Raw genomic sequence first — 24,928 nt, 5'->3', positions numbered from 1 at the left:
TGCCGCCCGGGCGGTGTCGCTTTCACGACACTCGCAAACGGCCGGCGCAATGCCTGCCGTGCTTGTCTGACATCGGCACGCGGCGGTGTCCGACAGCCACCGCCTGCCGGCAAGCTATCTTCATAGCAGCGCCAGGTCTTCTGCCAAGCGCCCAGCTATGTCGATCATTCCTGAATCCGCTGTCTCGCCGATCCCCCCTGCTCCGGAAGTCCCGCTGCCGGTCGACGCCGGCGCCGAGTCGGAAGCCTCGGCCGGCCCGAATGAGGCGCCGGCAGGCGATGCGGCCACCATATCCCTGCATCGCGCCAGCATGGCGCTGATGGTGATGGCCACGCTCTTTTCCCTGTACGCCATGCATATCGCACGCGACTTCCTGGTCCCTGTGGTAGTTGCGATCGTGCTGGCCTATCTGCTGGACCCGCTGGTCTGCGCGCTGCAGCGGCTGGGCCTGCCGCGCGCGGTGGCCAGTACGGCAGTGCTTCTTGCCCTGTTGGGCGCCCTGCTCAGCTGCGCGTACCTGTTGGAAGGACAGGTAGAGTCCATTATCAACAGCTTGCCCGAGATGGCCAGCAAGCTGTCACGCTCCGTGGGGGCGCTGATGAGCGGCGATGATTCCATGTGGCAGAAGATACACCGCGCTGCCACCGTCCTCAGCGGCACCGGTCAAGCCCCGGCGGCGCGCAGCACGCATGTGGTCGTGGACCAGGCGCCCGGCCAGATCAACAACATGCTGCTGGCCGGCTCGGCCAGCATTTTCACCATGGCCGGCCAGGCGGTGGTGGTGTTGTTCCTGCTGTACTTCCTGATGCTCGCCGGCGATACCTTCAAGCGCAAGTTCATCAAGATGGCGGGCACCACGATCTCGGAAAAGAAGATCAGCGTGCATATGCTGGACGAGGTCAACCTCTCCATCCGCCGCTACATGGGAATGCTGGTGGTGACCAATGCCGGCCTTGGCGCCTGTACCTGGCTGCTCCTGAAGTGGCTTGGCGTCGACAACGCGGGCAGCTGGGCGCTCGCCGCCGCGGCGCTGCACCTGGTGCCGTATTTCGGTGCCATGGCGATCTCGGTCTGCCTGGGGATGGTGACGTTCATGCAGTTCGGAACGCTCGGCATGGCGGCGGCGGCCGCGGGCGGCTCGCTGCTGATGGCCACGCTGATCGGGTCGATGATTACTACCTGGATGACCGGCCGCATGGCAAGGATGAACGCCGTCGCCGTCTTTGTTGCACTGCTTCTGTTTACCTGGCTCTGGGGCGTGTGGGGCATGCTGCTTGCCATTCCGCTGATCACGATCGCCAAGGTGGTTGCCGATCACATTGAGGGGATGAAAGTGATCGCAGAGTTCCTTGGTGACTAGCAACTGCACAGGTCCACCGGCACTAGCATTCCACCGCTATACTGGAAACGAGAATGCTGCACCACAGCATTTCTGCACAGCGGGATCGAGCGGAGGAACAACAATGATGTCTCTATGCGACCTGTGCAAGTCGCAGCTGGACCGGCCCGGCCATGTGCCGCCGCACCCCAGGCTGACGAAGTCGGCAACGCTGCGCACCGCCAGCGGCCAGAATGCCTTTGTGTACCGTTGCGGCCACTGCGGCCAGAGCCTGCTGCTAGCCTCGCAAGACGGGGATGCTCCCGACCGCTGGACCCGGCTGGACGCCGATGGATGGAACTGAGCCGCAAGGCTGGAGACGGCGCAGCGTCGCACTTGACGATGCGCAAGGCCGCTGCTGACAGCATCCCCACAATTGGCCACCATGGCCAAGAAATTTCCCCTCTATCCCACCCATCCCGAGCGCATCTGCTGGGGCTGCGACAAATACTGTCCCGTCGACGCCATGGGCTGCGGCAATGGTTCCAGCCGCACCCAGCACCCGATTGAACTGCTGGGCAACGACTGGCTGGAGTGCGGCGACTGGGGCATCGACGCCCCCTCGGCCACCACGCCAGTGGCGCCGCCCAAGACCTCCACCTAGACGCCAGGATTACAATCGTTGTCTCAGGCTTCCCGACAAGAGCCGGCGGCACTGGCCGGCACCCACCGAGACAACCATGCTGAACCTCCAGGACTCCTCGCTGCTGCGGCAGCAGTGCTATATCGACGGCCACTGGGTAGATGGCCAACGCCGCATCGACGTGACCAACCCCGCCACCGGCGAGCGCGTGGGCCAGGTGCCGCAACTGGGTGCCGACGAAACCCGCCAGGCCATCGAGGCCGCCAACCGTGCGCTGCCTGCGTGGCGCGCCCGCACCGCCAAGGAGCGCTCGGCGCTGCTGCGCAAATGGTTCGAGCTGATCCTGGCCAGCCAGGAAGACCTGGCGCGCATCATGACCGCGGAGCAAGGCAAGCCGATCGCCGAAGCGCGCGGCGAGATCGCCTACGCGGCCTCGTTTATCGAGTGGTTTGCCGAGGAAGGCAAGCGGGTCTATGGCGATACCATTCCGGCCCCGGTCAGCAACCAGCGCATTGTCGTGACCAAGGAGCCGGTGGGCGTCTGCGCGGCCATCACGCCGTGGAACTTCCCGGCGGCCATGATCACGCGCAAGGCGGGCCCGGCGCTGGCGGTCGGCTGCACCATGGTGCTCAAGCCTGCCTCGCAAACCCCGCTGACAGCACTGGCGCTGGTGGCCCTGGCCGAGCGCGCCGGCATTCCGGCGGGCGTGCTGTCGGTGGTGACCGGCTCGGCCAGCGCGATTGGCGGCGAGATGAGCAGCAACCCGCTGGTGCGCAAGCTGACCTTCACCGGCTCGACCGAGGTCGGCCGGGTGCTGATGGCGCAGACCGCATCGACCATCAAGAAGGTCTCGATGGAACTGGGCGGCAACGCGCCCTTCATTGTGTTCGACGATGCCGACCTGGATGCGGCAGTGGAAGGCGCGATCGTGTCGAAGTACCGCAACGCCGGCCAGACCTGCGTCTGCGCCAACCGCATCTACGTGCAGTCGGGCGTGTACGACGCGTTCGCGCAGAAGCTGGTGACGGCGGTGGCGGCTCTCAAGGTTGGCAACGGCATGGATGACGGCGTGCGCATCGGCCCGCTGATCGACGACAAGGCCGTGGCCAAGGTGGAAGAACATATCGCCGATGCGCTCGGCAAGGGTGCCCGCCTGCTGCAGGGCGGCCAGCGCCACGCACTGGGGCATTCCTTCTTCCAGCCGACCGTGCTGGCCGACGTCGGCCCCGGCATGCTGGTCGCGCGCGAAGAGACCTTCGGACCGCTGGCGCCGCTGTTCCGATTCGAGACCGAGGATGACGTGGTCGCCATGGCCAACGACACCGAGTTCGGCCTGGCCAGCTACTTCTACGCGCGCGACCTGGGCCGGGTCTGGCGCGTCTCCGAACGGCTGGAGTACGGCATGGTCGGCGTGAACACGGGCCTGATCTCGAACGAGGTGGCGCCGTTCGGCGGCGTCAAGCAATCGGGCGTGGGCCGCGAAGGCTCGCACTACGGGATCGAGGATTACCTGGTCATCAAATACACCTGCATGGCCGGCATCTGAAGGCGCCTGGCCTCAGTACGTCGCGCGCGCGCATGCGCCGTACTGGGGCCCGGCCCACGGCTCGCCCAGGCGGCAGGTGTCCCGAAAGCGCGCGATCCGGTCATGAACGCGTTGCATCTGCTCAAGCTGGTAGCTGGCCCGCTCGAAGCTGTAGCGGGTGCCAAACTCATACAAGGCGCCGTCGGCGGCGCGGGACAGTCCTTCCAGCGCCTGCGCCAATGCCCGCCCTTCCACGCTGCGATGCCGCCGCAGGCGCCAGGACAGGGCCTCCTGGCCCCGGTCCAGCAGGCTCTGTTCGAGGTAGCCAAGCCGTTCCGCGAGGCCCTGCGCGTCATGCAGCACGGAAAGATAGGCGCACACGACCGCCAGCCGCTGGTGCATTTCGCCACCGCGGGCCAGCAGTTCGCGCGCGCAGGCGCGGAAGGTTTCGGCCTCGAACACCTTGCCCGCGGCCGCGGACTCCTGCATGTAGACGTCAAGCGGCAGCACTGACACCGCCAGCCCGGGCGGCAGCACGCTGGTGAAACGACTGGCGATGGCCTGCTGCAATGCGCTGTCCAGATCGCAGCAAGTCTGCACGTCGGTGTCGACATAAAAATCCAGCGCCGGCTGCCGCCCGTGCCCTACCGACACCACGGCACGCGCGGGCGGGTGCCCGGCCATGGCCAGCACTTCCAGGCCCGCTTCGATGCAGCGCTGCTCCCCGGCCTCGGCACCCAGCGCCAGGACGATATCCTGCATCTGCAGCGTGCCGGCAATTTCCTTGCGGGTTGCCGCGGGCAGGAAGGCGCCCCGGCGCTCGGCGGCCACCGCCATCCGCTTCAGATCGACCTGCGTTGTCGCATTGCCAGTCATATACCCTCCGATTGCAGAAGTCTTGCTCTATTCCCGCCGAGAAGCCATGACGATGGCGGCGTGCATGCTTTGCAGGACGCGCGGCGGCTCGGTCCCGGTCAATGCGGCCAGCAGCATGCCGTCGTCCAGCCGGAAGCGGCACAGCACCAGGTTGGAGCGCGCCAGCGCCACCATCTGCGGCGGTGTCAGGGACGCCAGCACGCGGCCGACTTCACGGTCGATGCCAAGCCGGTACAGCGCCTCGGCCTCGTTCTCGCGCATCAGCCGCTGCACCAGCAGCAGGTAGGACAGGTTCAGCTCCTTGATCTCCCGGAGACTGTCGCTGTCGGGTTCCTGGCTATGGTCCCTGCCGGCCGGCCCGGCTTGCCTTGCATGTTCCATGTCAGCCTTGCGCCGGACCAGCTTCGTCAGTTGCCGTGGACGGTCCGGGCGCGGGCGCCTGGGCCAGGATCATCGGGCGCGCGGCGATGGCCCGCAGCGCGTGCTTGTCGCGCAACGTGATGGTGCGGTGCCGCACCCCGATCAGTCCGATCTCCGCGAGCCGGGAGAACTGCCGGCTCACCGTTTCCAGCGTCAGGCCGACATAGCTGCCGATCTCTTCCCGGCTCATGCGCAGCACAAATTCCGAGGACGAGAAGCCACGCGCCGCAAAGCCGTCTGCCAGCCACAGCAGGAAGGTCACCAGCCGCTCTTCGGCAGTCATCAGCGCCAGCATGGTCTGCAGCGCCCGCGCATGCCGCACCTGGGCGTCCAGGGCCAGGAACAGCTGGTTGCCGAGCGGCGGCAGGCTGGCCGCCACATGGCGCAGCGCGTCCACCGGGAACAGGCACAGCTTGGTGTCTTCCAGCGCCGTGGCGTAGGACGCATAGTGCAGGCCTGCCAGGCTGTCCAGTCCGACCAGGTCGCCGGGAAAGTGGAAGCCGACCACCTGGGTGCGGCCGTCCTCGGTCGTGACATGGGTCTTGAGCGTGCCAGCGCGGATGGCATACAGCGCTGTCACCGGATCGCCCAGCAGGTAGAGGTACTCGCCCTTGCGCAGGCGGACCATGCGCTGCCCCGGCTCGGCGCCGGCTGGCTGGCATTGCTGGCGCCGCCGTCGGCCGTCCGGGCAGACGCTGGCCATCTGGCAATCCGTGCTGCACGGCATGGCGTCGCGCGGCGGGCGGCGTGGATCGGACTGTGTCATTGGCGCTGTGGATAGAAGACCTGCAAACCCTGGTGCGCCCATTCTAGGAGTTTGTCGGATTTTCGGGATCTCCAGTCGTCCGGCGGGACGGGTTGGGCGTTGATAAATTCACAGTTCGCTGAGTGAGCCCATAGATGAGTCGTTTCGTGCCCGTTGATCGTCAGACCGACTATCTGTTGCCACCGTCAGTGGAGGACTGGTTGCCGGAAGGTCATCTGGCGCGGTTCGTAGTGGAAGTCATCGAGCAGATGGACCTGTCGGAGCTGAGTGGGGCGTACGCGGGTCGCGGCATGGCGGCGCATCACCCCGAGGTGCTGCTTGGCTTGCTGGTGTACGGGTATGCGACCGGAGTGTCTTCGAGCCGCAAGATTGAGAGAGCGACCTATGACTCGGTGGCGTTCCGCTACATTGCGGCGAACACGCATCCGGACCATGACACGCTGGCCACCTTTCGCAAGCGGTTTGCGAGCCAGTTAGAGAAGCTGTTCGTGCAGGTGCTGCTGATCGCGAAGGAGATGAAGCTGGTCAAGCTGGGCCGGATTGCGCTGGATGGCACCAAGGTGAAGGCGAATGCGAGCAGGCACCGCGCGCTGTCGCACGGGTATATCGGCCGGATCGAAGCGCAGTTGCATGAAGAAGTGCAGCAGTTGATGGCGATGGCCGAGACCGCCGATCGAGAGAGTCTGCCAGATGGGATGGATGTACCGGCGGAGATCGCACGGCGCGAAGCGCGACTGAAGGCGTTGGCCGAAGCGAAGGCGAAGATCGAGGCACGGGCGCAGGAACGGTTCGAGCAAGAGCAGCAGGAGTATGAAGCCAAGGTGGCGCGTCGCGAGGCGCAGCGCAAAGACGGCAAGAAGCCGCGGGGCAAGGACCCGGAGCCGCCGCAAGGCGGTGCCAAGGAACGCGACCAGATCAACCTGACGGACGAAGAGTCGCGCATCATGCCGGTGTCCAGCGGCGGCTTCGAGCAAGGCTACAACGCGCAGGCAGCGGTGGATGTCGAGACGATGTTGATCGTGGGCACCTCAGTGACCCAGCAAAGCAACGACAAGCGCCAGGTCGCACCGATGATCGACGTGCTGGGGGCGCTGCCCGAGCCATTGGGCCAGCCTGAGATTTTGCTGGCGGATGCGGGCTACTTCAGTGCGGCCAACGTCGTCACCTGCGAGGCGGCGGACATCACCCCGCTGATTGCGATCCAGCGCGACGCCCATCATCTGCCGCTGATGGAACGCTTCGCCGACGATCCGGCGCCGCCTGAGAGCACCGATCCAATCGTCAGGATGACACACCGACACAAAACGAAGGCGGGGCGAGCACTGTACGGGCTGCGCAAGAGCACGGTCGAGCCGGTGTTCGGCATCATCAAGCGAGTGATGGGATTCCGGCAGTTCTCGCTGCGCGGACTGTCCAACGTCGCGGCGGAATGGTCGCTGGTGGCGCTCGCGTGGAACATCAAGCGGATGAACGTATTACGGGGTGCATAGGGCCGATCAGCGGGCTTCTTGTGCGGTCAAAAAGCACCCGATTGCCTTCCTCATCCACTCTCAAATACCTTCATCGCGTATCACGACTGCGATGAGCCCGCCAACCGAAGCGAACCCCGTCACGACCTGATGTTTTGAATCACGCTTCACCTCAACTCCGACGAACTCCTAGGGAGCCGGTATTGCCAGACAATCCGTACATTCTGATTTGCAGCAAGGAACCTTCTGACTCTGTGAGCTTGTCCCGGCACGTCCTGCCGGAATTGCCGGCTGCGCTTTTGCCCTGCCGGCAGGCCGCAGGGGTATCCTTACCGCACCACACGGATCCAAGGCGCTGGCGCACGCCGGCACACCCGCCCCAGACCAACCATGACCAGACGCCCCGACGATCCGCAACGGCAAGCCGGAAGCGCGCACGGCCCCGGCGCTGGCGGCCAGGACGACTGTCATGCGGCGGATACCCCCTATCGGACGCTGGTGGATGCCATCGAGGACTACGCCATCTTCACCCTCGACGTCGGCGGCCATGTCTCCAGCTGGAACAAGGGTGCGGCGCGCATCAAGGGGTACAAGCGCGAAGAGATCCTGGGCAAGCACTTCTCGCAGTTCTACACGCCCGACGCGGTTGCCCGGCATTGGCCGGACGCCGAGTTGAAAGCCGCCGCCGAACTGGGCCGGTTCGAGGACGAAGGCTGGCGCGTGCGCAAGGACGGCACGCGCTTCTGGGCCAACGTCGTCATCACCGCCCTGCGGGACGCCGACGGCCGGCTGATCGGCTTCGGCAAGGTCACGCGCGACCTGACCGACCGGCGCCGCGCGGCCGAGGCGCTGCGGCAGAGCGAGGAAACGCTGCGCCTGCTGGTGGAGGGCGTCAAGGATTACGCGATCTTCATGCTTGATCCCGGCGGCCATATCGTGAGTTGGAATTCCGGCGCCTCGTATATCAAGGGCTACCGCCGCGACGAGATCATCGGCCGGCATTTCTCGGTGTTCTACCCGCGGGAAGACGTTGCCGCGGGTAAGCCGCAGCGGCACCTGGACCTGGCGCGCCGCGCCGGGCGCGTCGAGGACGAAGGCTGGCGGGTGCGCAAGGACGGTTCGCTGTTCTGGGCCAATGTCACGCTGACCGCGGTCTACGACGAATCGCGCACGCTACGCGGCTTCGCCAAGGTGACGCGTGACATGAGCGAACGCCGCCGCCGCGAGGAGCTGGAGCGCTCCAGCCAGCGCCTGAACGAGTTCCTGGCCACGCTTTCCCATGAGTTGCGCAATCCGCTGGCCCCGGTGCGCAGCGCACTGACAGCCATGCGGCTGGCACCGGGGGACGCGGCGCTGGCAAACAAGAGCCTGGGACTGATCGAGCGCCAGGTGGCTCACCTGAGCAGGCTGGTGGACGACCTGCTCGATATCGGGCGCATCACCTCCGGCCGGATCGAACTGCGCACCGGGCCGGTGGAATTCAAGGACATCCTTGCACTCGCCATCGAAGGGGCCCGGCCCGCGCTGGATGCCAAGGCACAGCGCGTGGACGTGCAGACCCCGGCCGGCCCGATCCACATGGATGCCGACAAGACGCGGCTGGTGCAGGTCATGCAGAACCTGATGCTCAATGCGTCGAAGTTCTCGCCGCCGGGAACGGCTGTGGTGATTGCCGCCACGGTGCAGAACCGTACGCTGGAAGTCAGTGTCATCGACCAGGGCCGCGGCATCGCCCCGCACGCCCTCGAGGACATCTTCCGCCTGTTCATGCAGGAAAGCCGGCCTGGCACGGATGTGCAGGGCGGGCTCGGCATCGGCCTGTCGCTGTGCCGCTCGCTGGTGGAACTGCACGGCGGCACGATCGCTGCCGCCAGTGACGGGCCGGGGCTGGGCAGCACGTTTACCCTGCGCCTGCCGCTGCCGGCAGCGCACAAGGCCGACGCGGTCCAGGCCCCCACGCAGCAGGCGCCCGGCTCGGGCGCGGCGGCGCTGCAGGCGCAGCGCATCCTGCTGGTCGATGACAACCGCGACGCCGCCGACAGCCTGGCCATGCTGCTGGAGATGTACGGCCACGAAGTGACCATTGCCTACGACGGTGTCGAAGCCCTGCATGTGGCGCCGCGCTGCCGTCCGCATATCGCGCTGATCGACCTGGGCATGCCCGGCATGGACGGCTTCGAGGTCGTGCGCGCCATGCGCGGCGTGGCGGGCACCGAGCAGACGCGTTTCGTGGCGCTGACCGGCTTCGGCCAGCCCGAGGACCGGCAGCATACCGAGGCTGCCGGCTTCGACGCGCACCTGGTCAAGCCGGTGGCGCTGGAAGCGCTGTTCAGCACGATTGCGCGGCTGCGCCGGCCGGACTGACCGGCGGCCGCCCCAAACACGACCTTCGCCAATCCCAAACACGCGCCCGCCGCCGCTGCGACACACTGAGACCCATTCCATCGCAACGGATCACAGAAAGGAGACAGCGATGCAGGGTTGGATCAGGCGCGCGGCCACGGGGCTGCTGTTTGCGTTGGCGGCCACCGCCGCCGGTACCGCGCTGGCGGACTATCCCGACAAGCCGGTGCGGCTGGTGGTGCCCTTCCCGCCCGGGGGCGCCACCGACCTGCTCGCGCGCGAGATCGGCAACGCGCTGTCGGTGCGGCTGCACCAGCCGGTGGTGATCGACAACCGGCCCGGCGCCGGCGGCAACCTGGCGGCCATCGCCGTGGCGCGGGCCCCGGCCGACGGCTACACGCTGCTGTTCGGCACCTTCGGCTCGCTGGCGGTGAACAAGAGCCTCTATGACAAGCCCGGCTACGATCCGCTGAAAGACTTCGCACCGGTCGCTTCGGTCGCGTACCTGCCCAATGTGCTGGTGGTGCATCCCAGCGTGCCGGCGCACAACGTGCAGGAACTGCTGGCGCTGGCGCGCAAGGAACCGGGCAAACTGACCTACGGCTCGTTCGGCAACGGCTCGTCGTCGCACCTGGCGGGCGAGCTGTTCACGCACCTGGCCGGTGTCAATATCACGCACATTCCGTACAAGGGCAGCGCCGCGTCGATGACGGACCTGATCGGCGGGCGCATCACCATGATGTTCGACAGCGTCTCGACCGCGCTGCCGTATATCCGCGACAGCCGCGTGCGCGCGCTGGCGGTGACCACGCAGAAGCCGTCGGACCAGCTCCCGGGCGTGCCGACGCTGGCCGCCGCCGGCGTGCCCGGCTACGAACTGACCGCGTGGTTCGGCGTGGCCGCGCCGGCTGGCACGCCCAAGGCAGTGATCGACCGCCTCAACGGCGAGATCGTGGCGGCGCTGAAGCAGCCGGAAATGGTTGCCAGGCTCGCCAGCCAGGGCACCGTGCCCTTCCCCGCGACGCCGGCGCAGTTCGGCAGCTATATCCGCGCGCAGTACGAGAAGTGGGACAGCCTGATCAAGTCGGCCAATATCAAGCTGGACAACTGATGGCCTGACTGATGGCCCGGCCGATGGCCTGATTCAGGCCGCGTCCGGCGCGCCGAAGCGCCAACACAGCCGCCGCGCCGCCTGCCGCACCAGCGCGGCGGTGGCGCCGTCGGTGCCGCTGTCGAAGCTGCCACTGGACCCCATCACGGCGATCACCAGCGCCAGGCTGCCGGTGTGGTCGAACACCGGCGCCGCCAGCGTGTCGATACCCGGCACCGGGTGGCTCAGCGCATTGTCGAGCCCGGCCGCGCGCACCTGAGCCAGGCGCCCGGCGTAGGCCGGCGCCAGCTTGCCGCCGGGCGCAAGCACTTCCGCCGCCGCGGTGCCGGCCATGCGCAGCTCGTCTTTTTCCAGCAGGCCCGCCAGCACGTTGGCTGGCAGATGGGCCGCCGCGGTGCGGCCGATGGCGGTATGGACCAGCGACAGCACCGTGCCCACGCGCAGGCTCACGTGCTGTGGCCGCGCCGACTCCTCCAGCCGGACCACCGTGGGCCCCAGCGGCCCCAGCACGGCCATGGCCACGCTCAGGCCCGTGGCGCCGGCCAGCTCGATCACCTCCGGTTCCGCCTCGCGCGTCGGCGACAGCCGCTGCAGCGCAATCAGTCCCAGCTCCAGCGCCAGGGGTCCGCACAGGTAGTTGCCCGCCGCATCGCGCGCCAGCAGGCCGGTCTTCTGCAAGCTGACCAGATGCGGGAACGCCTTGGCCGGCGGCATGCCCGCGGCCAGCGCCAGGTCGCGCAGCGCCAGCGGCCGGCCGGCAGCCACCAGCGCGCCCAGCAACTGTCCGGTGCTGTCCAGCGACTGGATGCCGCGCTGCGGCTTGCCGCCTTCCAGGTCTTGCTGGGCTTCGGTCGCGCTGTTCATGCCGGTCGCTCCTGTGCTTCGCGCAGCGCCGCACCGATGTCGGCCGCCGCGGCCAGCAAGGCCCGCGCCGCTGTACCGCGCCAATCCACGTCGATGGCACCGGTCGAACCCACCAGCGTCAGCACCAGCCGCAGCACTCCCGCTACGTCCAGCACCGGCACGCTGAGGCTGCTGACCGCCGGACTGGGGGTGTCGATGCTGCGTTCGATACCGCGAGCGCGGATCTCGGCCAGCCTGGCGCCGAAGGCGGCCAGGTCGGACTCGGTCGCATCCGGCTGCTGCGCGTGCCACAACGGCTGCCACTGCGCCGGCGGCTGGAAGGCGCAGAACACGCGCCCGGTGGCGGTAGCGGACAACGCCATCACCGTGCCCACGTGCAGATTGACGTGCAGCGGCGCGCTGGCCGGCACATAGCGCACGATGGTTGGCCCCTGCGGCCCGGCAAGGCTGGTCGCCACGCTGAAGCCCAGGGCCTGCGCCAGCGCATCCACCCGCGGCAACGCGGCACGCCAGGCTGGGTCCTGCTCCAGGTGCAGCATGCCCAGCCGCAACGACAGCGGCCCGGGCTCGTAGCGGCCGGACAGATGGTCGCGCTTGATCAGGCCCAGCCGGGTCAGGCTGACCAGGTAGGCATGCGCCTGGGCTGGCGCCAGTTGCGCGGCATCGGCCAGCGCGGCCAGCGCCATCGGCGCGCGCGCAGCGGCCAGCGCCGCCAGCAGGCGCCCGCCCACCTCCACGCTCTGGATGCCGCGCTGTGCCTTGTCGGCATGCGCCGCGGGCTCGCCTGCCTGTGCTGCTGCTTCCCCAGCCTTGCGTCTGGCCATTGCCGTCCAGTGTGATCGGAAACCCCGGATATTAATCGAACGGCTCCCGAAGCCACACGAGCAAGGGTTTACCCGCGAATTTCGGCATATCTGGAACGCGCTCGCCACTCACTTCAATTATTTGTCATAGACTAATCATTTCGCTATTGATTAATTTTCGAACGTTTCCTAAGATTGCACTACCCCGTCGCAACACGGCGCACCGCGTCGTGAGACATCCCGGAATCCATATGAACGGGGCGAGACAGCCCGCGCGGCCAGCGCAACGCACCACCGTGCCCAGCCGGTGCCGTCTCGCCTCCCCACACAGAGGAAAGACGCCATGTCCAAGGCATTTGCATCGCAGGCCGACCTGGAAGCCAAGCAAGTCACCTTTACCCAGCTGTCCGAAAACGCCTGGGCCTACACCGCCGAAGGCGATCCCAACTCGGGCGTGGTCATCGGCGACGACGGCGTGCTGATCGTCGACACCACCGCCACGCCGGCCATGGCGCAGGACCTGATCGCGCGCATCCGCACCATCACCGACAAGCCGATCAAGTACGTGGTGCTGTCGCACTACCACGCGGTGCGCGTGCTGGGCGCATCGGCTTACTTTGCCGAAGGCGCGCAGCAGGTCATCGCCAGCCGCGGCACCTACGAAATGATCGTCGAGCGCGGCGAGGCCGACATGAAGTCCGAGATCGAGCGCTTCCCGCGCCTGTTCGCCGGCGTGGAGACCGTGCCCGGCCTGACCTGGCCGACGCTGGTGTTCGACAAGGAAATCACGCTGTTCCTGGGCAAGCTGGAAGTGCGCATCGCCCACCTGGGTTCGGGTCATACCAAGGGCGATACCGTGGTCTGGCTGCCGCAGCAGAAAGTGCTGTTCTCGGGCGACCTGGTCGAGTACGACGCTGCCTGCTACTGCGGCGACGCCCAGCTGGAGCAATGGCCGGCCACGCTGGACGCCCTGCAGGCGCTCAACCCCGAAAAGCTGGTCCCCGGCCGCGGCCCCGCGCTGACCACGCCCGAGGCAGTGAAGCAAGGCATCGCCTACACCAAGGACTTTGTCTCCACCCTGTTCCAGGCCGGCAAGGAAGCCGTGGCCGAAAAGCTCGACCTGAAGGCCGCGATGGCGCACACACGCCGCGCCATGGACCCCAAGTTCGGCCACGTCTTCATCTACGAGCACTGCCTGCCCTTCGATGTCTCGCGCGCCTACGACGAGGCCGCCGGGGTGCGCCATCCGCGCATCTGGACGGCCCAGCGCGACAAGGAAATGTGGGCCGCGCTGCAGGACTGAAGCAAGCAGAACCGAACCGGCAACAGAGCAACAGAGCAACAGAGCAACAGAGCAACAGAGCAACAAGGTGGATGGAGACACAAGCATGAGCAGCATCGACTACCAGCGGCTGTCGTTCGCATACCAGCCCTGCGCGGAACAGCGCGCCGGGCAATCCGCTGAAGCCGCACCCGCCGCGGTGCATCCGGTGGTCGTGGTCGGGGCCGGCCCGGTCGGGCTGGCCACCGCCATCGACCTGGCGCAGCGCGGCGTGCGCGTGGTGCTGGTGGACGACGACTGCACGCTGTCCACCGGGTCGCGCGCGATCTGTTTTTCCAAGCGCACGCTGGATATCTTCGACCGGCTGGGCTGCGGCGAGCGCATGGTCGACAAGGGCGTGGGCTGGCATGTCGGCAGGGTGTTCCTGCGCGACGAACAGGTCTACAGCTTCGACCTGCTGCCCGAGAGCGGTCACCGCCGCCCGGCCTTTATCAACCTGCAGCAGTACTACGTCGAAGGCTTCCTGCTGGAGCGCGCGCAGGCTCTGCCCAATATCGAGATCCGCTGGCACAACAAGGTGGTCGGGCTGGAGCAACGCGGCACGGGCGATGCCGGCGTGGTACTGACCGTCGAAACCCCCGACGGCTGCTATCCGCTTGCCGCCCGCTATGTGGTGGCCGCCGACGGCTCGCGCAGCCCGATGCGCAAGCTGCTGGGCCTGGACAGCAAGGGCCGCACCTTCCGCGACCGCTTCCTGATTGCCGACGTGAAGATGGAAGCGGACTTCCCGGCCGAGCGCTGGTTCTGGTTCGACCCGCCCTTCCACCCCAACCAGTCGGTGCTGCTGCACCGCCAGCCCGACAATGTCTGGCGCATCGACTTCCAGCTGGGCTGGGATGCCGACCCGGTGCTGGAGAAAACGCCGGAGCGCGTGATTCCGCGGGTGCAGGCACTGCTGGGCAAGGACGTGAAGTTCGAGCTGGAATGGGTCAGCGTCTACACCTTTTCGTGCCTGCGCATGGACAGTTTCCGCCACGGCAATATCCTGTTTGCCGGCGATGCCGCGCACGGCGTGTCGCCATTCGGCGCGCGCGGCGCCAACAGCGGCATCCAGGACGCGGAGAACCTGGCCTGGAAGCTGGCCTGCGTGCTGCATGGCCAGGCCTGCGACAAGCTGCTGGACACCTACGCCAGCGAGCGCGAATACGCCGCCGACGAGAATATCCGCAACTCCACCCGCTCCACCGACTTCATCACGCCCAAGAGCGCGGTGAGCCGCGTGTTCCGCGATGCGGTGCTGACGCTGTCCAAGCGCCATGCGTTTGCGCGCACCCTGGTCAACAGCGGACGATTGTCGGTGCCCGCCGTGCTGCAGGATTCGCCACTGAACACCAGCGACGAGCCGCAAGGCTATGCCGGCAACATGGTGCCCGGCGCCGTCTGCTGCGACGCCCCGGTATCCGGCGCCCACGGCGCGGGATGGCTGCTGTCGCACCTGTGCGGAGACTTCACGGTGCTGGTGTTCGGCAATCCCGATGCGATCGATGCCGGCACGCCGGGCGACCTCGCCGCACTGAAGCACGCGGGTGTGCCATTGCAGCTGGTCTACGTGACCGAGGCCACGCAGCCGGCGCTGCCCCGCACCGACGCCACCGTCCTGCGCGATCACGAGGGACTGGCCGCCGCGCGCTACGGCGCCACGCCCGGCACCTGCTACCTGATCCGTCCGGACCAGCATGTCTGCGCCCGCTGGCACCACCCCGACGCGGCTGCGATCCGCGCCGCGCTGGCGCGCGCCACCGGTGCCGACCTGCGCGCCCCGCAGCCCGGCCGCATGGCCGCCTGAGACCCGCCAGACCAGCACCGCGGAGACTTCCATGCCCAATACGCTCAACACCCAGCCCAACCTGGCGCGGCCCGACGACTTCTACGAAGCGCTGATCGACATGCACCGCGACCTCGACGACGCCCACAGCCAGGCCGCCAACGCGCAGCTGATCCTGCTGCTGGCCAACCATATCGGCGACCACGACGTGCTGCTGGCCGCCATCGCCGCCGCGCGCGAAGGCGTGACCGCCATGCCGGCCACGACGCCAGCCTGACCTGACGCCGGTGCGGCCTGGCCGCACCGGCGCAGCGTTTCTTCTCAAACCATCCCGGGCCAACGCGCGCCAGACGCGGCCCGCTGGCGGCACCCGCCGGCTGCCCGCCGCCGCAGCCACCACCGTACGGAGACAACGTTCATGAGCCATCCGGTCTCAGGGGATCTTTCGTCCCTATCCAGCCTGACGCCCCCCGCCCAGCCCCTTGCCGCACTGGCCGCGCCCGATGAGGACGCGCTCTACCGCAAGGTCTGGCTGCGCATCATCCCATTCCTGTTCGTCTGCTACGTGGTGTCGTTCCTGGACCGCATCAACATCGGCTTCGCCCAGTTGCAGATGAAGCAGGACCTGGGCTTCAGCGACGCCATGTACGGCCTGGGCGCCGCCGTCTTCTACGTCGGCTACGTGCTGTGCGAGGTGCCCAGCAACATGCTGCTGGCGCGTTTCGGCGCGCGCCATACGTTCACGCGCATCATGGTGCTGTGGGGTGTGGCTTCGGTGGCGATGATGGCCGTTGCCACGCCCACGCAGTTCTACGCGCTGCGCTTCCTGCTGGGCGTATTCGAGGCCGGCTTCTTCCCCGGCATCGTGCTCTACCTGACCTACTGGTTCCCGGCGCGGCGGCGTGCCGCGGTGATGGCGATCTTCTTTGCCGGCGTGGCGGTGGCGGGCGTGCTGGGCGGGCTGGTGTCCGGCTGGATCATGCGCGACATGGCCGGCGTGCTCGGCCTGCAGGGCTGGAAGTGGATGTTTGCGATCGAGGGCGCGCCCGCGGTGCTGCTGGGACTGGTGGCCGCGCGCATGCTGGTGGACGGCCCGCAGCACGCCAGCTGGCTGACCGACGGCGAACGCGCCCACCTGGCGCATGACACCGCCGCGCAGGCGCATGCCGGCGGCCATTCGCTGCAGGCGCTGCGCCGGGTGCTGCGCAACCCGCGCGTGTACCTGTTCGCCTTCATTTATTTTTCGCTGACCTGCGGCTCGCTGGCGCTGAGCTTCTGGATGCCGCTGATGATCCGCGACTTCGGCATCACCGATGTGGTGTCGGTCAGCCTGTATTCGGTCGTGCCCAATGCGGTGGGCGCGGTCGGCCTGATCCTGATCGCACGCCATTCCGACCGCACCGGCGAGCGCCACCGCCACTTCCTGCTGTGCACGGCGGGCGGCGCGCTGGCCCTGGCGGCGCTGACGCTGCACCTGCCCAGCCTGGCGGTGATGCTGGCCATCCTGTCGGTGGCCGCGGTGCTGATCTTTGCCGCGCTGCCGGTGTTCTGGTCGCTGCCGCCCAGCTACCTGCCGGGCGCGGGCGCGGCGGCGGGTATCGCCTTCATCAGCAGCATCGGCATCACCAGCGGCATTGTCAGCCCGTGGGTGATCGGGCAGATCAAGACCCAGACCGGCAGCCTGGACAATGCGCTCTACCTGCTGGCGGCGCTGCTGCTGGCCAGCGGGCTGGCCATGTGGCTGGGTGTGCCAAGGCAGCCCGCGCGGCGGGCCTGAACCGGGCCGCAGGCGTCTTCAAAACCGGAATGTCCGCACCCGCGGGGTGCGGCGTTCAGTGGGATCGTCCGCAGGGGATGACCGAGGCGATTTCCTCGCGCATCACCTCGACCACGTCGTCGATCTCCAGCCCTTCGGCCGTGACCAGCACGTCCTGGCCGCGGCCGATCGCGTAGACCACGCCGCGCCAGCGGCCGGGCTCGATGGCCTCGCACAAGCGGATATTGAATTCGGTGTCCTGATCCTGGCTATATACCGTCACCAGGTCGCCCACCTGGGGAGTGCGCATCGCTTCTCCGTCGAACGCCCGGGCCACCACGGTCACCGGCGACTGCGTCAGCCCCCTGGCAAATCTTGCTCGCATGGTCCGCTCCTCTTTTTGCGATCCAAGTCCAGCTTACAAGAGGCCCGACAAATAACCAGGGATTTCCATCGAAAAGTGGAACTTGGTGCGCTTCGCGCCTGTCAGACGCCGCCGGATAGACAGCGCGCGCAGATGCACCACAATGGAAGCATCCGTATTCGAGGAGACCCAACATGGGCAGCAACATACACGTCGTTCCGTACGACGGGGGCTGGGATGTCATCCACGAAGGCGCGCGCTACGCTGAATCGCACCATGCCACACAGGAAGAAGCGGTTGCGGCCGGCGCCACCAAGGCGCAGCGCGAACACGTCGAACTGCTGATCCACGGCCGCGATGGCCAGGTCCGGGCACGCAACAGCTTCGACCACGATCGCTCCGTCCCGAACTGACCTTCCTCGCGCGCTGCGCATTGGCCAACAGCAGCGCTCACGCGAGACCCTTCCCAGACAGTGCCGGGGCAGCCTTGCGCGTTCTTTCCATCGGCACGGCGCGCGCCGGTAGTTTTTACAAGCGGATCCGCATCGCGCGCATGGCGTGCAGCGGCATTGCCCCTTGAGGCGCCTTGGCTCGGCGCATCACGGCGCCGGGCCAGGCGCGCTGGCACGCACTTCGCGTGGCTGTGCCACCGCGCCGGCCGGCCGCCAGGGGCCGGAACGGGATCCTGTTGCTCCGTCGGAGCGAATCACCGGAGGACTTTGTGCGGATCTGCCAGATCGAACTGTCCGGAACGCCCGATGCCGATCAGCACGCACTGCAGCGCGTGGCGGCCTTGGGCTTCGACCACGTACTGATCGGCGGCTGGCCGCACCTGCCTGGGGAAGACGCGTTTGCGGCATGCGCCCGGCATGGGCTGGCCCCGCTGCTCGATATTTCACTGGACCGCTATATGGCCGACGGCGCCGCCGGGGCAGACGACCTGCCGGACGTCGCCTGGATCGACACCGCGTCGCCAGCCTTTGCCCCCCACGAGACCGACAATCATATTCCCGGCACGCGCCTGCGCTGGCATGACCGGCAAATTGCCGATGCGCTGGGGCGGTGGTGGGCGGCGCGGCTGCGCATGGCCTGGGCGGCGGGCGCCGCGGGGTTCTGCTGTCGTGCGCCGGCACGCGTGCCCGGCAGGTGCTGGGCCGCGCTGCTGGAAACCTTGCGCAGCGATGCCGCGCCGGACCAGGCGCCTGGCACGCCGCGCTTTCTTGCCTGGACGCCGGGCCTGACGCCGGCGCAAGTGGACGAGCTGGCGCCGGCCGGCTTCGACGGCGCCTTCTGCTCGCTGCCGTGGTGGGACTACCGCAGTGCCTGGCTGACCGAGGAAATGGCGCGCCTGCGCCGCTTTGGCCGGGTACTGGCAGCGCCGGCGCTGACCCCGTCCAGCCATGACGCGCTCAGCGCGCGGCGCGCGCTGTGGACAGCGGCGGCGATCGGCGACGGCATCCTGGTGCCGGCTGGGTTCGAAACCGGCGGATCGCTCGCGCGCGATCCGCTGGCCCCTGACGGCGCCGCGCACGACGGCGCCCCCTACGACATCACCCATGAACTGCTCGAAGCCAACACCTGGCTGGCCGCGCGCAATCCGGCACCGGCCCTTGCCGTGCGCCTGCTGAGCGGCCCCGATGCGCCGCTGACGGTGCTGGCGCGTTTGCCCGCGCCAGACGGCAACTGCGCCTTGCCCGATGCGAAGATCCGACGCGATGACCCCGCCGTGCCTGGCGGCGGCCCGGCGCTGGCCGTGGTGCTCAACCCCGACCCGGTCGCACCTGGCAGCCTTGGCGCCGACCGCGTGCTGAGCGCCTTGCCGCACGCCAGCGCCCGCCTTGAACCCGCGGCAGGCGGCCCCGGCGGCACGATCGACGGCACCAGCCGGCTTGACGCGCTCGCCAGCATCACGCTGGCGCCCGCGGACATCCGCCTGTATGAAGTGCCCCCGGTGCCGCTGAGCCGGCCCGGCATGCCTCGCCCCGATGCGCCCGCGCCGCATGGCCATGAAACCCTGGCCGTGACCGGCCTGGGCAGCGTGGTGGCGGCGATGGAGGCCCCGCGCGTCGTCATCGAGCGGGTCGAGCCCTCCTGCGACGAAGGCCGCTTCGCGGTGCGGCGCGTGGTCGGCGAGCGCGTGACCGTCAGCGCCGACATCTGGATGGACGGCCACGACAAGCTTGCCGCCGCCGTGCTTTGGCGCGCTCCCGGAGAGACCGGCTGGCACGAAGCGCCGATGCAGCTGCTGCTCAACGACCGCTGGGAGGGCAGCTTCCCGCTGGTGGCGCTGGGGCGGCATGAATTCACGGTTGAGGCCTGGCGCGACACCTTTGCCAGCTGGCTCGACGAGATCGGCAAGAAGCGCGCGGCAGGACTCAATGTGGCGCTTGAAACCGAAGAAGGCGCGCGGCTGGTGGCGGACGCACTGCTCCAGTCTGACCGGAACGGCAGGACAGGCAATGGCAAGCGGAATGGCCAGAAGGACAACCAGAAGGCCCCCGTGGACAGCGAGCTGTCCGCCATCGTCGACGAACTGACTGCCGCGGCCGGCGATGACGCGCGCCGCCTCGAACTGCTGCTGTCCCGGCGCACCGCGGCGGCGATGCACGCGGTGATGCAGACGCCGGCAGGACGCCCGTTCGCATCGCGCCATCCGGTGGCCATGCCCGTCGAGGCCGAGCGCCTGGCGGCGCGCCATGCCAGCTGGTATGAACTGTTCCCGCGCTCGCAAAGCAACGACGCGCAGCGTCACGGCACTTTTGACGATGTCATTGCGCGGCTGCCAGCGATCCGCGCGATGGGCTTCGATGTGCTTTACCTCACGCCGATCCACCCGATCGGCCGCACCCATCGCAAAGGCCGCAACAACAGCTTGCGCAGCGAGCCCGGCGACCCGGGCAGCCCCTACGCCATCGGCGGCGAAGAAGGCGGCCACGATGCCTTGCATCCCGAGCTGGGCACTTTCGAGGATTTCCGTCGCGTGATCGACGCTGCCGCTGCCAACGGCCTGGAGCTGGCGCTGGACTTTGCGATCCAGTGCTCGCCCGACCATCCGTGGCTGAAGGACCACCCGGAGTGGTTCGCGCACCGGCCCGACGGCTCGCTGCGCTATGCCGAGAACCCGCCGAAGAAGTACGAGGACATCGTCAACGTCGACTTCTACGCGGCGCCGCCGGCCAGCGCCGCGTTGTGGCAGGCGCTGCGCGACGTAGTGATGTTCTGGGCCGACCACGGCGTGCGTATCTTCCGCGTCGACAACCCGCATACCAAGCCGCTGCCGTTCTGGGAATGGATGATCGCGGACGTGCGCGCGCGCCACCCTGACACCATCTTCCTGGCCGAGGCCTTCACCCGGCCCAAGATGATGGCGCGGCTCGCCAAGCTGGGCTTCAGCCAGTCGTACACCTACTTCACGTGGCGCAATACCAAGTGGGAGCTGACGGAGTACATGACCGAGCTCACCCGGAGCCCGCTGCGCGACTTCTTCCGCCCGCACTTCTTCGTCAATACGCCGGACATCAACCCCTACTTCCTGCACCACGGCGGTCGTCCCGCCTTCCTGATCCGCGCGGCGCTGGCAACGCTGCTGTCTGGGCTGTGGGGCATGTACAGCGGCTTCGAGCTGTGCGAGAGCGCACCCTTCGTGCTGGATGGCAAGGTGCGGGAGGAATACCTGGATTCCGAGAAATACCAGCTACGCGTGCGCGACTGGCGGCAACCGGGCAATATCGTCGCGGAAATCTCGCGCCTGAACGAGATCCGCGCCGGGCACCCCGCCCTGCAGAACCACCTCGGGCTGCGCTTCTACCACGCCGGCAGCGATGCGGTGCTATGGTTCGCGCGCTTCGTGCCCGGCACCGACTACCTGTTCGGCGACGATGTGCTGCTGGCGGCGATCAGCCTGGATCCGCGCACGGCACACGACACCGATATCGAAATCCCGCTGTGGGAATGGGGCCTGCCCGACCAGGCCGGCCTGGCGGTGCAGGACCTGATGCGCGGCCAGCGCTTCGAGTTGCGCGGCAAGCACCAGCGCATCCGGCTCGACCCGGCGCAACTGCCCTTTGCGGTCTGGCATGTGCGTCCGCTGGAACGTCCCGCCCCTCGCCCACCCTTGGCGCCGGATTCGAGCGACCCGCACGGCGCCTGACAGGCATGCGTGGAGACACGGATGAAACGCCTTACCGAAACCGGCAATGCCGCCCTGCTCAACGCCGATCCGCTCTGGTACAAGGACGCGGTCATCTACCAGCTCCACATCAAGTCCTTCTACGACGCCAATGGCGACGGCGTGGGCGACTTTGCCGGGCTGCAGGCCAAGCTCGACTACCTGGTCAACCTGGGCGTGGACACCGTCTGGCTGCTGCCGTTCTATCCGTCGCCGCGCCGCGACGACGGCTACGACATTGCCGACTACCGCAATGTCCACCCCGACTACGGCACGCTGGCCGAGGCGCGGCGCTTCGTCGCCGCGGCCCATGCCTGCGGGCTGCGCGTCATCACCGAGCTGGTCATCAACCACACCTCGGACCAGCACCCGTGGTTCCAGCGCGCGCGCAAGGCCAAGCCCGGCTCGGCGGCACGCCGCTACTACGTGTGGTCCGACCATGACCAGTCCTATGCCGGCACCCGCATCATCTTCTGCGATACCGAGAAGTCCAACTGGAGCTGGGACCCGGTGGCGGGCGCCTATTTCTGGCACCGCTTCTACTCGCACCAGCCTGACCTGAATTTCGACAACCCGCAGGTCCTCAACGAAGTGCTGTCGGTCATGCGCTTCTGGCTCGACATGGGCATCGACGGGCTGCGCCTGGACGCGGTGCCGTACCTGGTGGAGCGCGAAGGCACCAGCAACGAGAACCTGCCGGAGACCCACGCCGTCATCCGCCATATCCGCGCGCACCTGGACCAGCACTTCCGCGGCCGCATGCTGCTGGCCGAAGCCAATATGTGGCCGGAAGATGCCCAGCAGTACTTCGGCCTGACCGGGCCCGACCCGGAGGGCGACGAGTGCCATATGGCCTTCCACTTCCCGCTGATGCCGCGCATGTACATGGCGATCGCGCGCGAAGACCGCTTCCCGATCACCGACATCATGCGCCAGACGCCTGAGGTGCCGCCCAACTGCCAGTGGGCCATCTTCCTGCGCAACCATGATGAGCTGACGCTGGAGATGGTGACCAGCAGCGAGCGCGACTACCTGTGGGAGGTCTATGCCTCGGACCGGCGCGCGCGCATCAACCTGGGCATCCGCCGCCGGCTGGCGCCGCTGATGGAGCGCGACCGCCGCCGCATCGAGCTGATGAACAGCCTGCTGTTCTCGATGCCGGGCACGCCGGTGATCTACTACGGCGACGAGATCGGCATGGGCGACAACATCCACCTGGGCGACCGCGACGGCGTGCGCACGCCGATGCAGTGGTCGCCCGACCGCAACGGCGGCTTCTCGCACGCCGACCCCGAGCGCCTGGTGCTGCCGCCGCTGCAGGGGCCGCTATACGGCTACGAGGCGGTCAACGTGGAGGCGCAGGCACGCGACCCGCATTCGCTGCTGAACTGGATGCGGCGCATGCTGGCGCTGCGCCGCAAACACCGCGCCTTCGGCCGCGGCACGCTGCGCTTCCTGTTTCCCGGCAACAGGAAGATCCTGGCTTACCTGCGCGAGTTCGAGGACGAGCACATCCTGTGCGTGGCCAACCTGTCGCGCGCGCCGCAGGCGGTCGAACTGGACCTGTCCGCCTTCAACGGCCGCGTGCCGGTGGAGATGATGGGCGCCACGCCGTTCCCGGCCATCGGCACGCTGACCTACCTGCTGACGCTGCCGCCCTATGGCTTCTACTGGTTCGTGCTGAGCGACGAGGCGCAGCCGCCCTCATGGCATGTGGAGGCGCCCGAGCAGATGCCAGACCAGATCACGCTTGTGATGCAGAACACAGGCAGGCCCGAACTGACCGACGCCTCGCGCCGCCTCATGGCCAGCGAAGTGCTGCCGCCCTATATTGGCCGGCGCCGCTGGTTCGGCGCCAAGCATGAGCGCATCGAGCGCGTTGCGCTCGCTTACCTGCTGCCCTTTGCGCGCGGCAGCGGCGGCGAGGATATCTACCTGGGCGAGGTCGAGGTCTCCCTGCCCGGACGCACCGAACGCTACCAGTTGCCGCTGGGCGTCCTGTGGGACCGCGAAAGCGCCGACGGCGTGTCGCAGCTGGCGCAGGGCCTGTCGATGGCGCGCGTGCGCCAGGGCAGCCGCGTGGGGCTGGCCACCGATGGCTTCGTGATCGAGCCCTTTGCGCGCGAGGTGGTGCGCGCGCTGCGCAATGACATGCAGATGCACGTCGGCGACGACATCATCCACTTCCGCGCCGAACCCGGCCTGGCCGCGCTGGACCTGGAGCGCGAGCCGATCGAGTACATGTCGGCCGAGCAGTCGAACAGCTCGCTGTCGTACAACAGCACGGCCGTGCTCAAGCTGGTGCGCCGGCTCTCGGGCGGCATCCACCCCGAGGCCGAGATGACGCGCTACCTGACCGCGCAGGGGTATGTGCACGCGGCCCCGCTGCTGGGCGAAGTGGTCCGTACCGGGCCGGATGGCGTGCCGCATACGATGCTGCTGCTGCAGGGCTATATCCTGAATCAGGGCAATGGCTGGGACTGGACCCTGGACTACCTGGGCCGCACCATCGACGACGCCTTGCCCTCGCAGGAAGGCGAGGACGAGTTTGGCGAGGCCATGAGCGGCTACGCGGCGCTGGCCGGCACGCTCGGCCGCCGGTTGGCCGAGCTGCATGCGGTGCTGGCACGCCCTACCGGCAACGACGCTTTCGCGCCGTTGCCGGCCACCGATGGCGATGCGCGCGCGTGGGCGGGGCAAGCCATGGACGCGCTGCAGCGCGCGCTGAACCGGCTCCAGCCTCCGCCCGCCACCGTGCCCGGCCCGGTGCGCCAGGCCTTCGAGGCCGACGTGCAGACCCTGCTGGCCGCGCGCGAAGACCTGCCCGCATTGGTCGAACGGCTTGCCGCCGCCGCGCCCGGCAGCCTGCAGACGCGCATTCACGGCGACTTCCACCTGGGGCAGGTGCTGATCGCTCAAAACGACACCTACGTGGTCGACTTCGAGGGCGAGCCCGGACTGCCGCTGGACTGGCGCCGGCGCAAGACCTCACCGCTGCGCGATGTGGCAGGGCTGCTGCGCTCGCTCGACTATGCCGCGGCCACGGTAGGCACTGATCGCCAGGAACGCACCCATAGCGAACTGCCGCCGCAACTGGCCGAACGCCGCGCGGTGCTGCTGGAGCAATTCCGCGCCACCGCCAGCGAAGCCTTCCTGACCTGCTACCGCGAGCACATGGAGGCCTCGCCCGCGCCGTGGGTGGCGCCCGACCAGTTGCAGCCCTTGCTTGACCTGTTCCTGCTGGAGCGCGCGGCCTATGAAGTCGAATACGAAGCCGCCAACCGCGTGGCGTGGATCGACCTGCCGGTCAGCGGGCTGGCCCGCCTGCTGAAAAAACTGGCCATGCCGGGAGGCGAGCCATGAGCCCTGCGGACAACACCACCGGCGCCAGGCAA

20 protein-coding genes are annotated in these 24,928 nt (G+C 67.9%); 14 read left to right on the top strand and 6 right to left on the bottom strand.

Features of this window, described 5'->3' with window-relative positions; translation table 11 throughout:
• Positions 1-157: 157 nt before the first annotated feature.
• The 4 genes from ACZ5MJ_RS31005 (at position 158) to gabD (ending at position 3,507) form a co-directional block, all read left to right on the top strand.
• The gene (locus ACZ5MJ_RS31005; protein ID WP_464224846.1) at positions 158-1,360 is read left to right on the top strand and encodes an AI-2E family transporter; all 1,203 of its coding nucleotides are present in this window, start codon (positions 158-160) and stop codon (positions 1,358-1,360) included.
• Between the two features lie 106 nt (positions 1,361-1,466).
• Positions 1,467-1,682, top strand: coding sequence for a hypothetical protein (locus ACZ5MJ_RS31000; RefSeq protein ID WP_464226656.1), 216 nt, complete (start codon positions 1,467-1,469; stop codon positions 1,680-1,682).
• Positions 1,683-1,763: 81 nt separating this feature from the next.
• On the top strand, positions 1,764-1,982 hold the full coding sequence (locus ACZ5MJ_RS30995; protein ID WP_464224844.1) for a DUF3079 domain-containing protein: 219 nt from the start codon (positions 1,764-1,766) through the stop codon (positions 1,980-1,982).
• Positions 1,983-2,058: 76 nt separating this feature from the next.
• Positions 2,059-3,507 carry an NADP-dependent succinate-semialdehyde dehydrogenase gene (gene gabD, locus ACZ5MJ_RS30990; RefSeq protein ID WP_464224843.1) on the top strand — a complete coding sequence of 483 codons (1,449 nt, stop codon included), beginning with the start codon at positions 2,059-2,061 and terminating at the stop codon, positions 3,505-3,507.
• 12 nt (positions 3,508-3,519) lie between these two features.
• Here gabD and ACZ5MJ_RS30985 read toward each other — a convergent pair whose 3' ends face one another.
• Genes ACZ5MJ_RS30985 through ACZ5MJ_RS30975 form a run of 3 tightly spaced genes read right to left on the bottom strand, consistent with a single transcriptional unit; the run spans position 3,520 to position 5,548 of the window.
• Entirely contained in the window at positions 3,520-4,362 is an 843-nt protein-coding gene (locus ACZ5MJ_RS30985; protein ID WP_464224842.1) for a hypothetical protein, read from the bottom strand.
• 27 nt (positions 4,363-4,389) lie between these two features.
• Positions 4,390-4,743, bottom strand: a complete 354-nt coding sequence (gene flhD, locus ACZ5MJ_RS30980) for a flagellar transcriptional regulator FlhD (RefSeq protein ID WP_464224841.1) — start codon at positions 4,741-4,743, stop codon at positions 4,390-4,392.
• A 1-nt stretch (position 4,744) separates the two neighbouring features.
• The gene (locus ACZ5MJ_RS30975) at positions 4,745-5,548 is read right to left on the bottom strand and encodes a helix-turn-helix domain-containing protein (RefSeq protein WP_464224840.1); all 804 of its coding nucleotides are present in this window, start codon (positions 5,546-5,548) and stop codon (positions 4,745-4,747) included.
• Positions 5,549-5,682: 134 nt separating this feature from the next.
• On the opposite strand from ACZ5MJ_RS30975, the gene ACZ5MJ_RS30970 reads away from it, so the two are divergent.
• The 3 genes from ACZ5MJ_RS30970 (at position 5,683) to ACZ5MJ_RS30960 (ending at position 10,471) form a co-directional block, all read left to right on the top strand.
• Positions 5,683-7,038 carry an IS1182 family transposase gene (locus ACZ5MJ_RS30970; protein WP_464219218.1) on the top strand — a complete coding sequence of 452 codons (1,356 nt, stop codon included), beginning with the start codon at positions 5,683-5,685 and terminating at the stop codon, positions 7,036-7,038.
• A gap of 369 nt (positions 7,039-7,407) precedes the next feature.
• On the top strand, positions 7,408-9,381 hold the full coding sequence (locus ACZ5MJ_RS30965; protein WP_464224839.1) for a PAS domain-containing hybrid sensor histidine kinase/response regulator: 1,974 nt from the start codon (positions 7,408-7,410) through the stop codon (positions 9,379-9,381).
• A 109-nt stretch (positions 9,382-9,490) separates the two neighbouring features.
• Positions 9,491-10,471 carry a Bug family tripartite tricarboxylate transporter substrate binding protein gene (locus tag ACZ5MJ_RS30960; protein WP_464224838.1) on the top strand — a complete coding sequence of 327 codons (981 nt, stop codon included), beginning with the start codon at positions 9,491-9,493 and terminating at the stop codon, positions 10,469-10,471.
• A gap of 33 nt (positions 10,472-10,504) precedes the next feature.
• On the opposite strand, the gene ACZ5MJ_RS30955 is transcribed toward ACZ5MJ_RS30960, so the two are convergent.
• Together ACZ5MJ_RS30955 and ACZ5MJ_RS30950 are read right to left on the bottom strand one after the other, a co-directional pair.
• Positions 10,505-11,335 carry an IclR family transcriptional regulator gene (locus ACZ5MJ_RS30955; RefSeq protein ID WP_464224837.1) on the bottom strand — a complete coding sequence of 277 codons (831 nt, stop codon included), beginning with the start codon at positions 11,333-11,335 and terminating at the stop codon, positions 10,505-10,507.
• Positions 11,332-12,159, bottom strand: a complete 828-nt coding sequence (locus tag ACZ5MJ_RS30950; protein ID WP_464224836.1) for an IclR family transcriptional regulator — start codon at positions 12,157-12,159, stop codon at positions 11,332-11,334. Before ACZ5MJ_RS30950 ends, ACZ5MJ_RS30955 begins: the two co-directional genes overlap by 4 nt.
• 322 nt (positions 12,160-12,481) lie before the next feature.
• Here ACZ5MJ_RS30950 and ACZ5MJ_RS30945 point away from each other — a divergent pair, with 322 nt between their 5' ends.
• The 4 genes from ACZ5MJ_RS30945 (at position 12,482) to ACZ5MJ_RS30930 (ending at position 17,022) form a co-directional block, all read left to right on the top strand.
• Entirely contained in the window at positions 12,482-13,441 is a 960-nt protein-coding gene (locus ACZ5MJ_RS30945; protein ID WP_464224835.1) for an MBL fold metallo-hydrolase, read from the top strand.
• 85 nt (positions 13,442-13,526) lie between these two features.
• Positions 13,527-15,266, top strand: a complete 1,740-nt coding sequence (locus ACZ5MJ_RS30940; protein WP_464224834.1) for an FAD-dependent oxidoreductase — start codon at positions 13,527-13,529, stop codon at positions 15,264-15,266.
• A gap of 31 nt (positions 15,267-15,297) precedes the next feature.
• Positions 15,298-15,522: a DUF2783 domain-containing protein gene (locus ACZ5MJ_RS30935; RefSeq protein WP_464224833.1), complete on the top strand. Its 225-nt coding sequence runs from the start codon at positions 15,298-15,300 to the stop codon at positions 15,520-15,522.
• 141 nt (positions 15,523-15,663) lie between these two features.
• On the top strand, positions 15,664-17,022 hold the full coding sequence (locus ACZ5MJ_RS30930) for an MFS transporter (RefSeq protein WP_464224831.1): 1,359 nt from the start codon (positions 15,664-15,666) through the stop codon (positions 17,020-17,022).
• A 55-nt stretch (positions 17,023-17,077) separates the two neighbouring features.
• Here the strand turns inward: ACZ5MJ_RS30930 and ACZ5MJ_RS30925 are convergent, their stop codons facing one another.
• Entirely contained in the window at positions 17,078-17,386 is a 309-nt protein-coding gene (locus tag ACZ5MJ_RS30925) for a hypothetical protein (protein WP_464224830.1), read from the bottom strand.
• Between the two features lie 173 nt (positions 17,387-17,559).
• On the opposite strand from ACZ5MJ_RS30925, the gene ACZ5MJ_RS30920 reads away from it, so the two are divergent.
• From ACZ5MJ_RS30920 to treS, 3 genes are all read left to right on the top strand, one after another.
• A complete protein-coding gene (locus ACZ5MJ_RS30920) occupies positions 17,560-17,778 on the top strand; it encodes a DUF2188 domain-containing protein (RefSeq protein WP_464224829.1) in 219 nt (72 codons plus the stop codon).
• A gap of 308 nt (positions 17,779-18,086) precedes the next feature.
• Positions 18,087-21,515: a maltotransferase domain-containing protein gene (locus tag ACZ5MJ_RS30915; RefSeq protein WP_464224828.1), complete on the top strand. Its 3,429-nt coding sequence runs from the start codon at positions 18,087-18,089 to the stop codon at positions 21,513-21,515.
• 21 nt (positions 21,516-21,536) lie between these two features.
• Entirely contained in the window at positions 21,537-24,896 is a 3,360-nt protein-coding gene (treS, locus tag ACZ5MJ_RS30910; protein ID WP_464224827.1) for a maltose alpha-D-glucosyltransferase, read from the top strand.
• The last annotated feature ends 32 nt before the right edge of the window (positions 24,897-24,928 follow it).

It is taken from the genome of Cupriavidus sp. LA-1, from assembly GCF_055385985.1.
This window is presented reverse-complemented; position numbering and strand designations above follow the sequence as displayed.

What these genes read in the sequence shown, in the direction of transcription:
- ACZ5MJ_RS31005 (WP_464224846.1), top strand. Translation starts at nt 158, where the DNA reads ATGTCGATCATTCCTGAATCCGCTGTCTCGCCGATCCCCCCTGCTCCG.
- ACZ5MJ_RS30960 (WP_464224838.1), top strand. Translation starts at nt 9,491, where the DNA reads ATGCAGGGTTGGATCAGGCGCGCGGCCACGGGGCTGCTGTTTGCGTTG.
- ACZ5MJ_RS30930 (WP_464224831.1), top strand. Translation starts at nt 15,664, where the DNA reads ATGAGCCATCCGGTCTCAGGGGATCTTTCGTCCCTATCCAGCCTGACG.
- ACZ5MJ_RS30955 (WP_464224837.1), bottom strand. Translation starts at nt 11,335, where the DNA reads ATGAACAGCGCGACCGAAGCCCAGCAAGACCTGGAAGGCGGCAAGCCG.
- gabD (WP_464224843.1), top strand. Translation starts at nt 2,059, where the DNA reads ATGCTGAACCTCCAGGACTCCTCGCTGCTGCGGCAGCAGTGCTATATC.
- ACZ5MJ_RS30925 (WP_464224830.1), bottom strand. Translation starts at nt 17,386, where the DNA reads ATGCGAGCAAGATTTGCCAGGGGGCTGACGCAGTCGCCGGTGACCGTG.
- ACZ5MJ_RS30920 (WP_464224829.1), top strand. Translation starts at nt 17,560, where the DNA reads ATGGGCAGCAACATACACGTCGTTCCGTACGACGGGGGCTGGGATGTC.
- ACZ5MJ_RS30940 (WP_464224834.1), top strand. Translation starts at nt 13,527, where the DNA reads ATGAGCAGCATCGACTACCAGCGGCTGTCGTTCGCATACCAGCCCTGC.
- flhD (WP_464224841.1), bottom strand. Translation starts at nt 4,743, where the DNA reads ATGGAACATGCAAGGCAAGCCGGGCCGGCCGGCAGGGACCATAGCCAG.
- ACZ5MJ_RS30950 (WP_464224836.1), bottom strand. Translation starts at nt 12,159, where the DNA reads ATGGCCAGACGCAAGGCTGGGGAAGCAGCAGCACAGGCAGGCGAGCCC.
- ACZ5MJ_RS30935 (WP_464224833.1), top strand. Translation starts at nt 15,298, where the DNA reads ATGCCCAATACGCTCAACACCCAGCCCAACCTGGCGCGGCCCGACGAC.
- ACZ5MJ_RS30965 (WP_464224839.1), top strand. Translation starts at nt 7,408, where the DNA reads ATGACCAGACGCCCCGACGATCCGCAACGGCAAGCCGGAAGCGCGCAC.
- ACZ5MJ_RS30945 (WP_464224835.1), top strand. Translation starts at nt 12,482, where the DNA reads ATGTCCAAGGCATTTGCATCGCAGGCCGACCTGGAAGCCAAGCAAGTC.
- treS (WP_464224827.1), top strand. Translation starts at nt 21,537, where the DNA reads ATGAAACGCCTTACCGAAACCGGCAATGCCGCCCTGCTCAACGCCGAT.
- ACZ5MJ_RS30975 (WP_464224840.1), bottom strand. Translation starts at nt 5,548, where the DNA reads ATGACACAGTCCGATCCACGCCGCCCGCCGCGCGACGCCATGCCGTGC.
- ACZ5MJ_RS30970 (WP_464219218.1), top strand. Translation starts at nt 5,683, where the DNA reads ATGAGTCGTTTCGTGCCCGTTGATCGTCAGACCGACTATCTGTTGCCA.
- ACZ5MJ_RS30995 (WP_464224844.1), top strand. Translation starts at nt 1,764, where the DNA reads ATGGCCAAGAAATTTCCCCTCTATCCCACCCATCCCGAGCGCATCTGC.
- ACZ5MJ_RS30985 (WP_464224842.1), bottom strand. Translation starts at nt 4,362, where the DNA reads ATGACTGGCAATGCGACAACGCAGGTCGATCTGAAGCGGATGGCGGTG.
- ACZ5MJ_RS31000 (WP_464226656.1), top strand. Translation starts at nt 1,467, where the DNA reads ATGTCTCTATGCGACCTGTGCAAGTCGCAGCTGGACCGGCCCGGCCAT.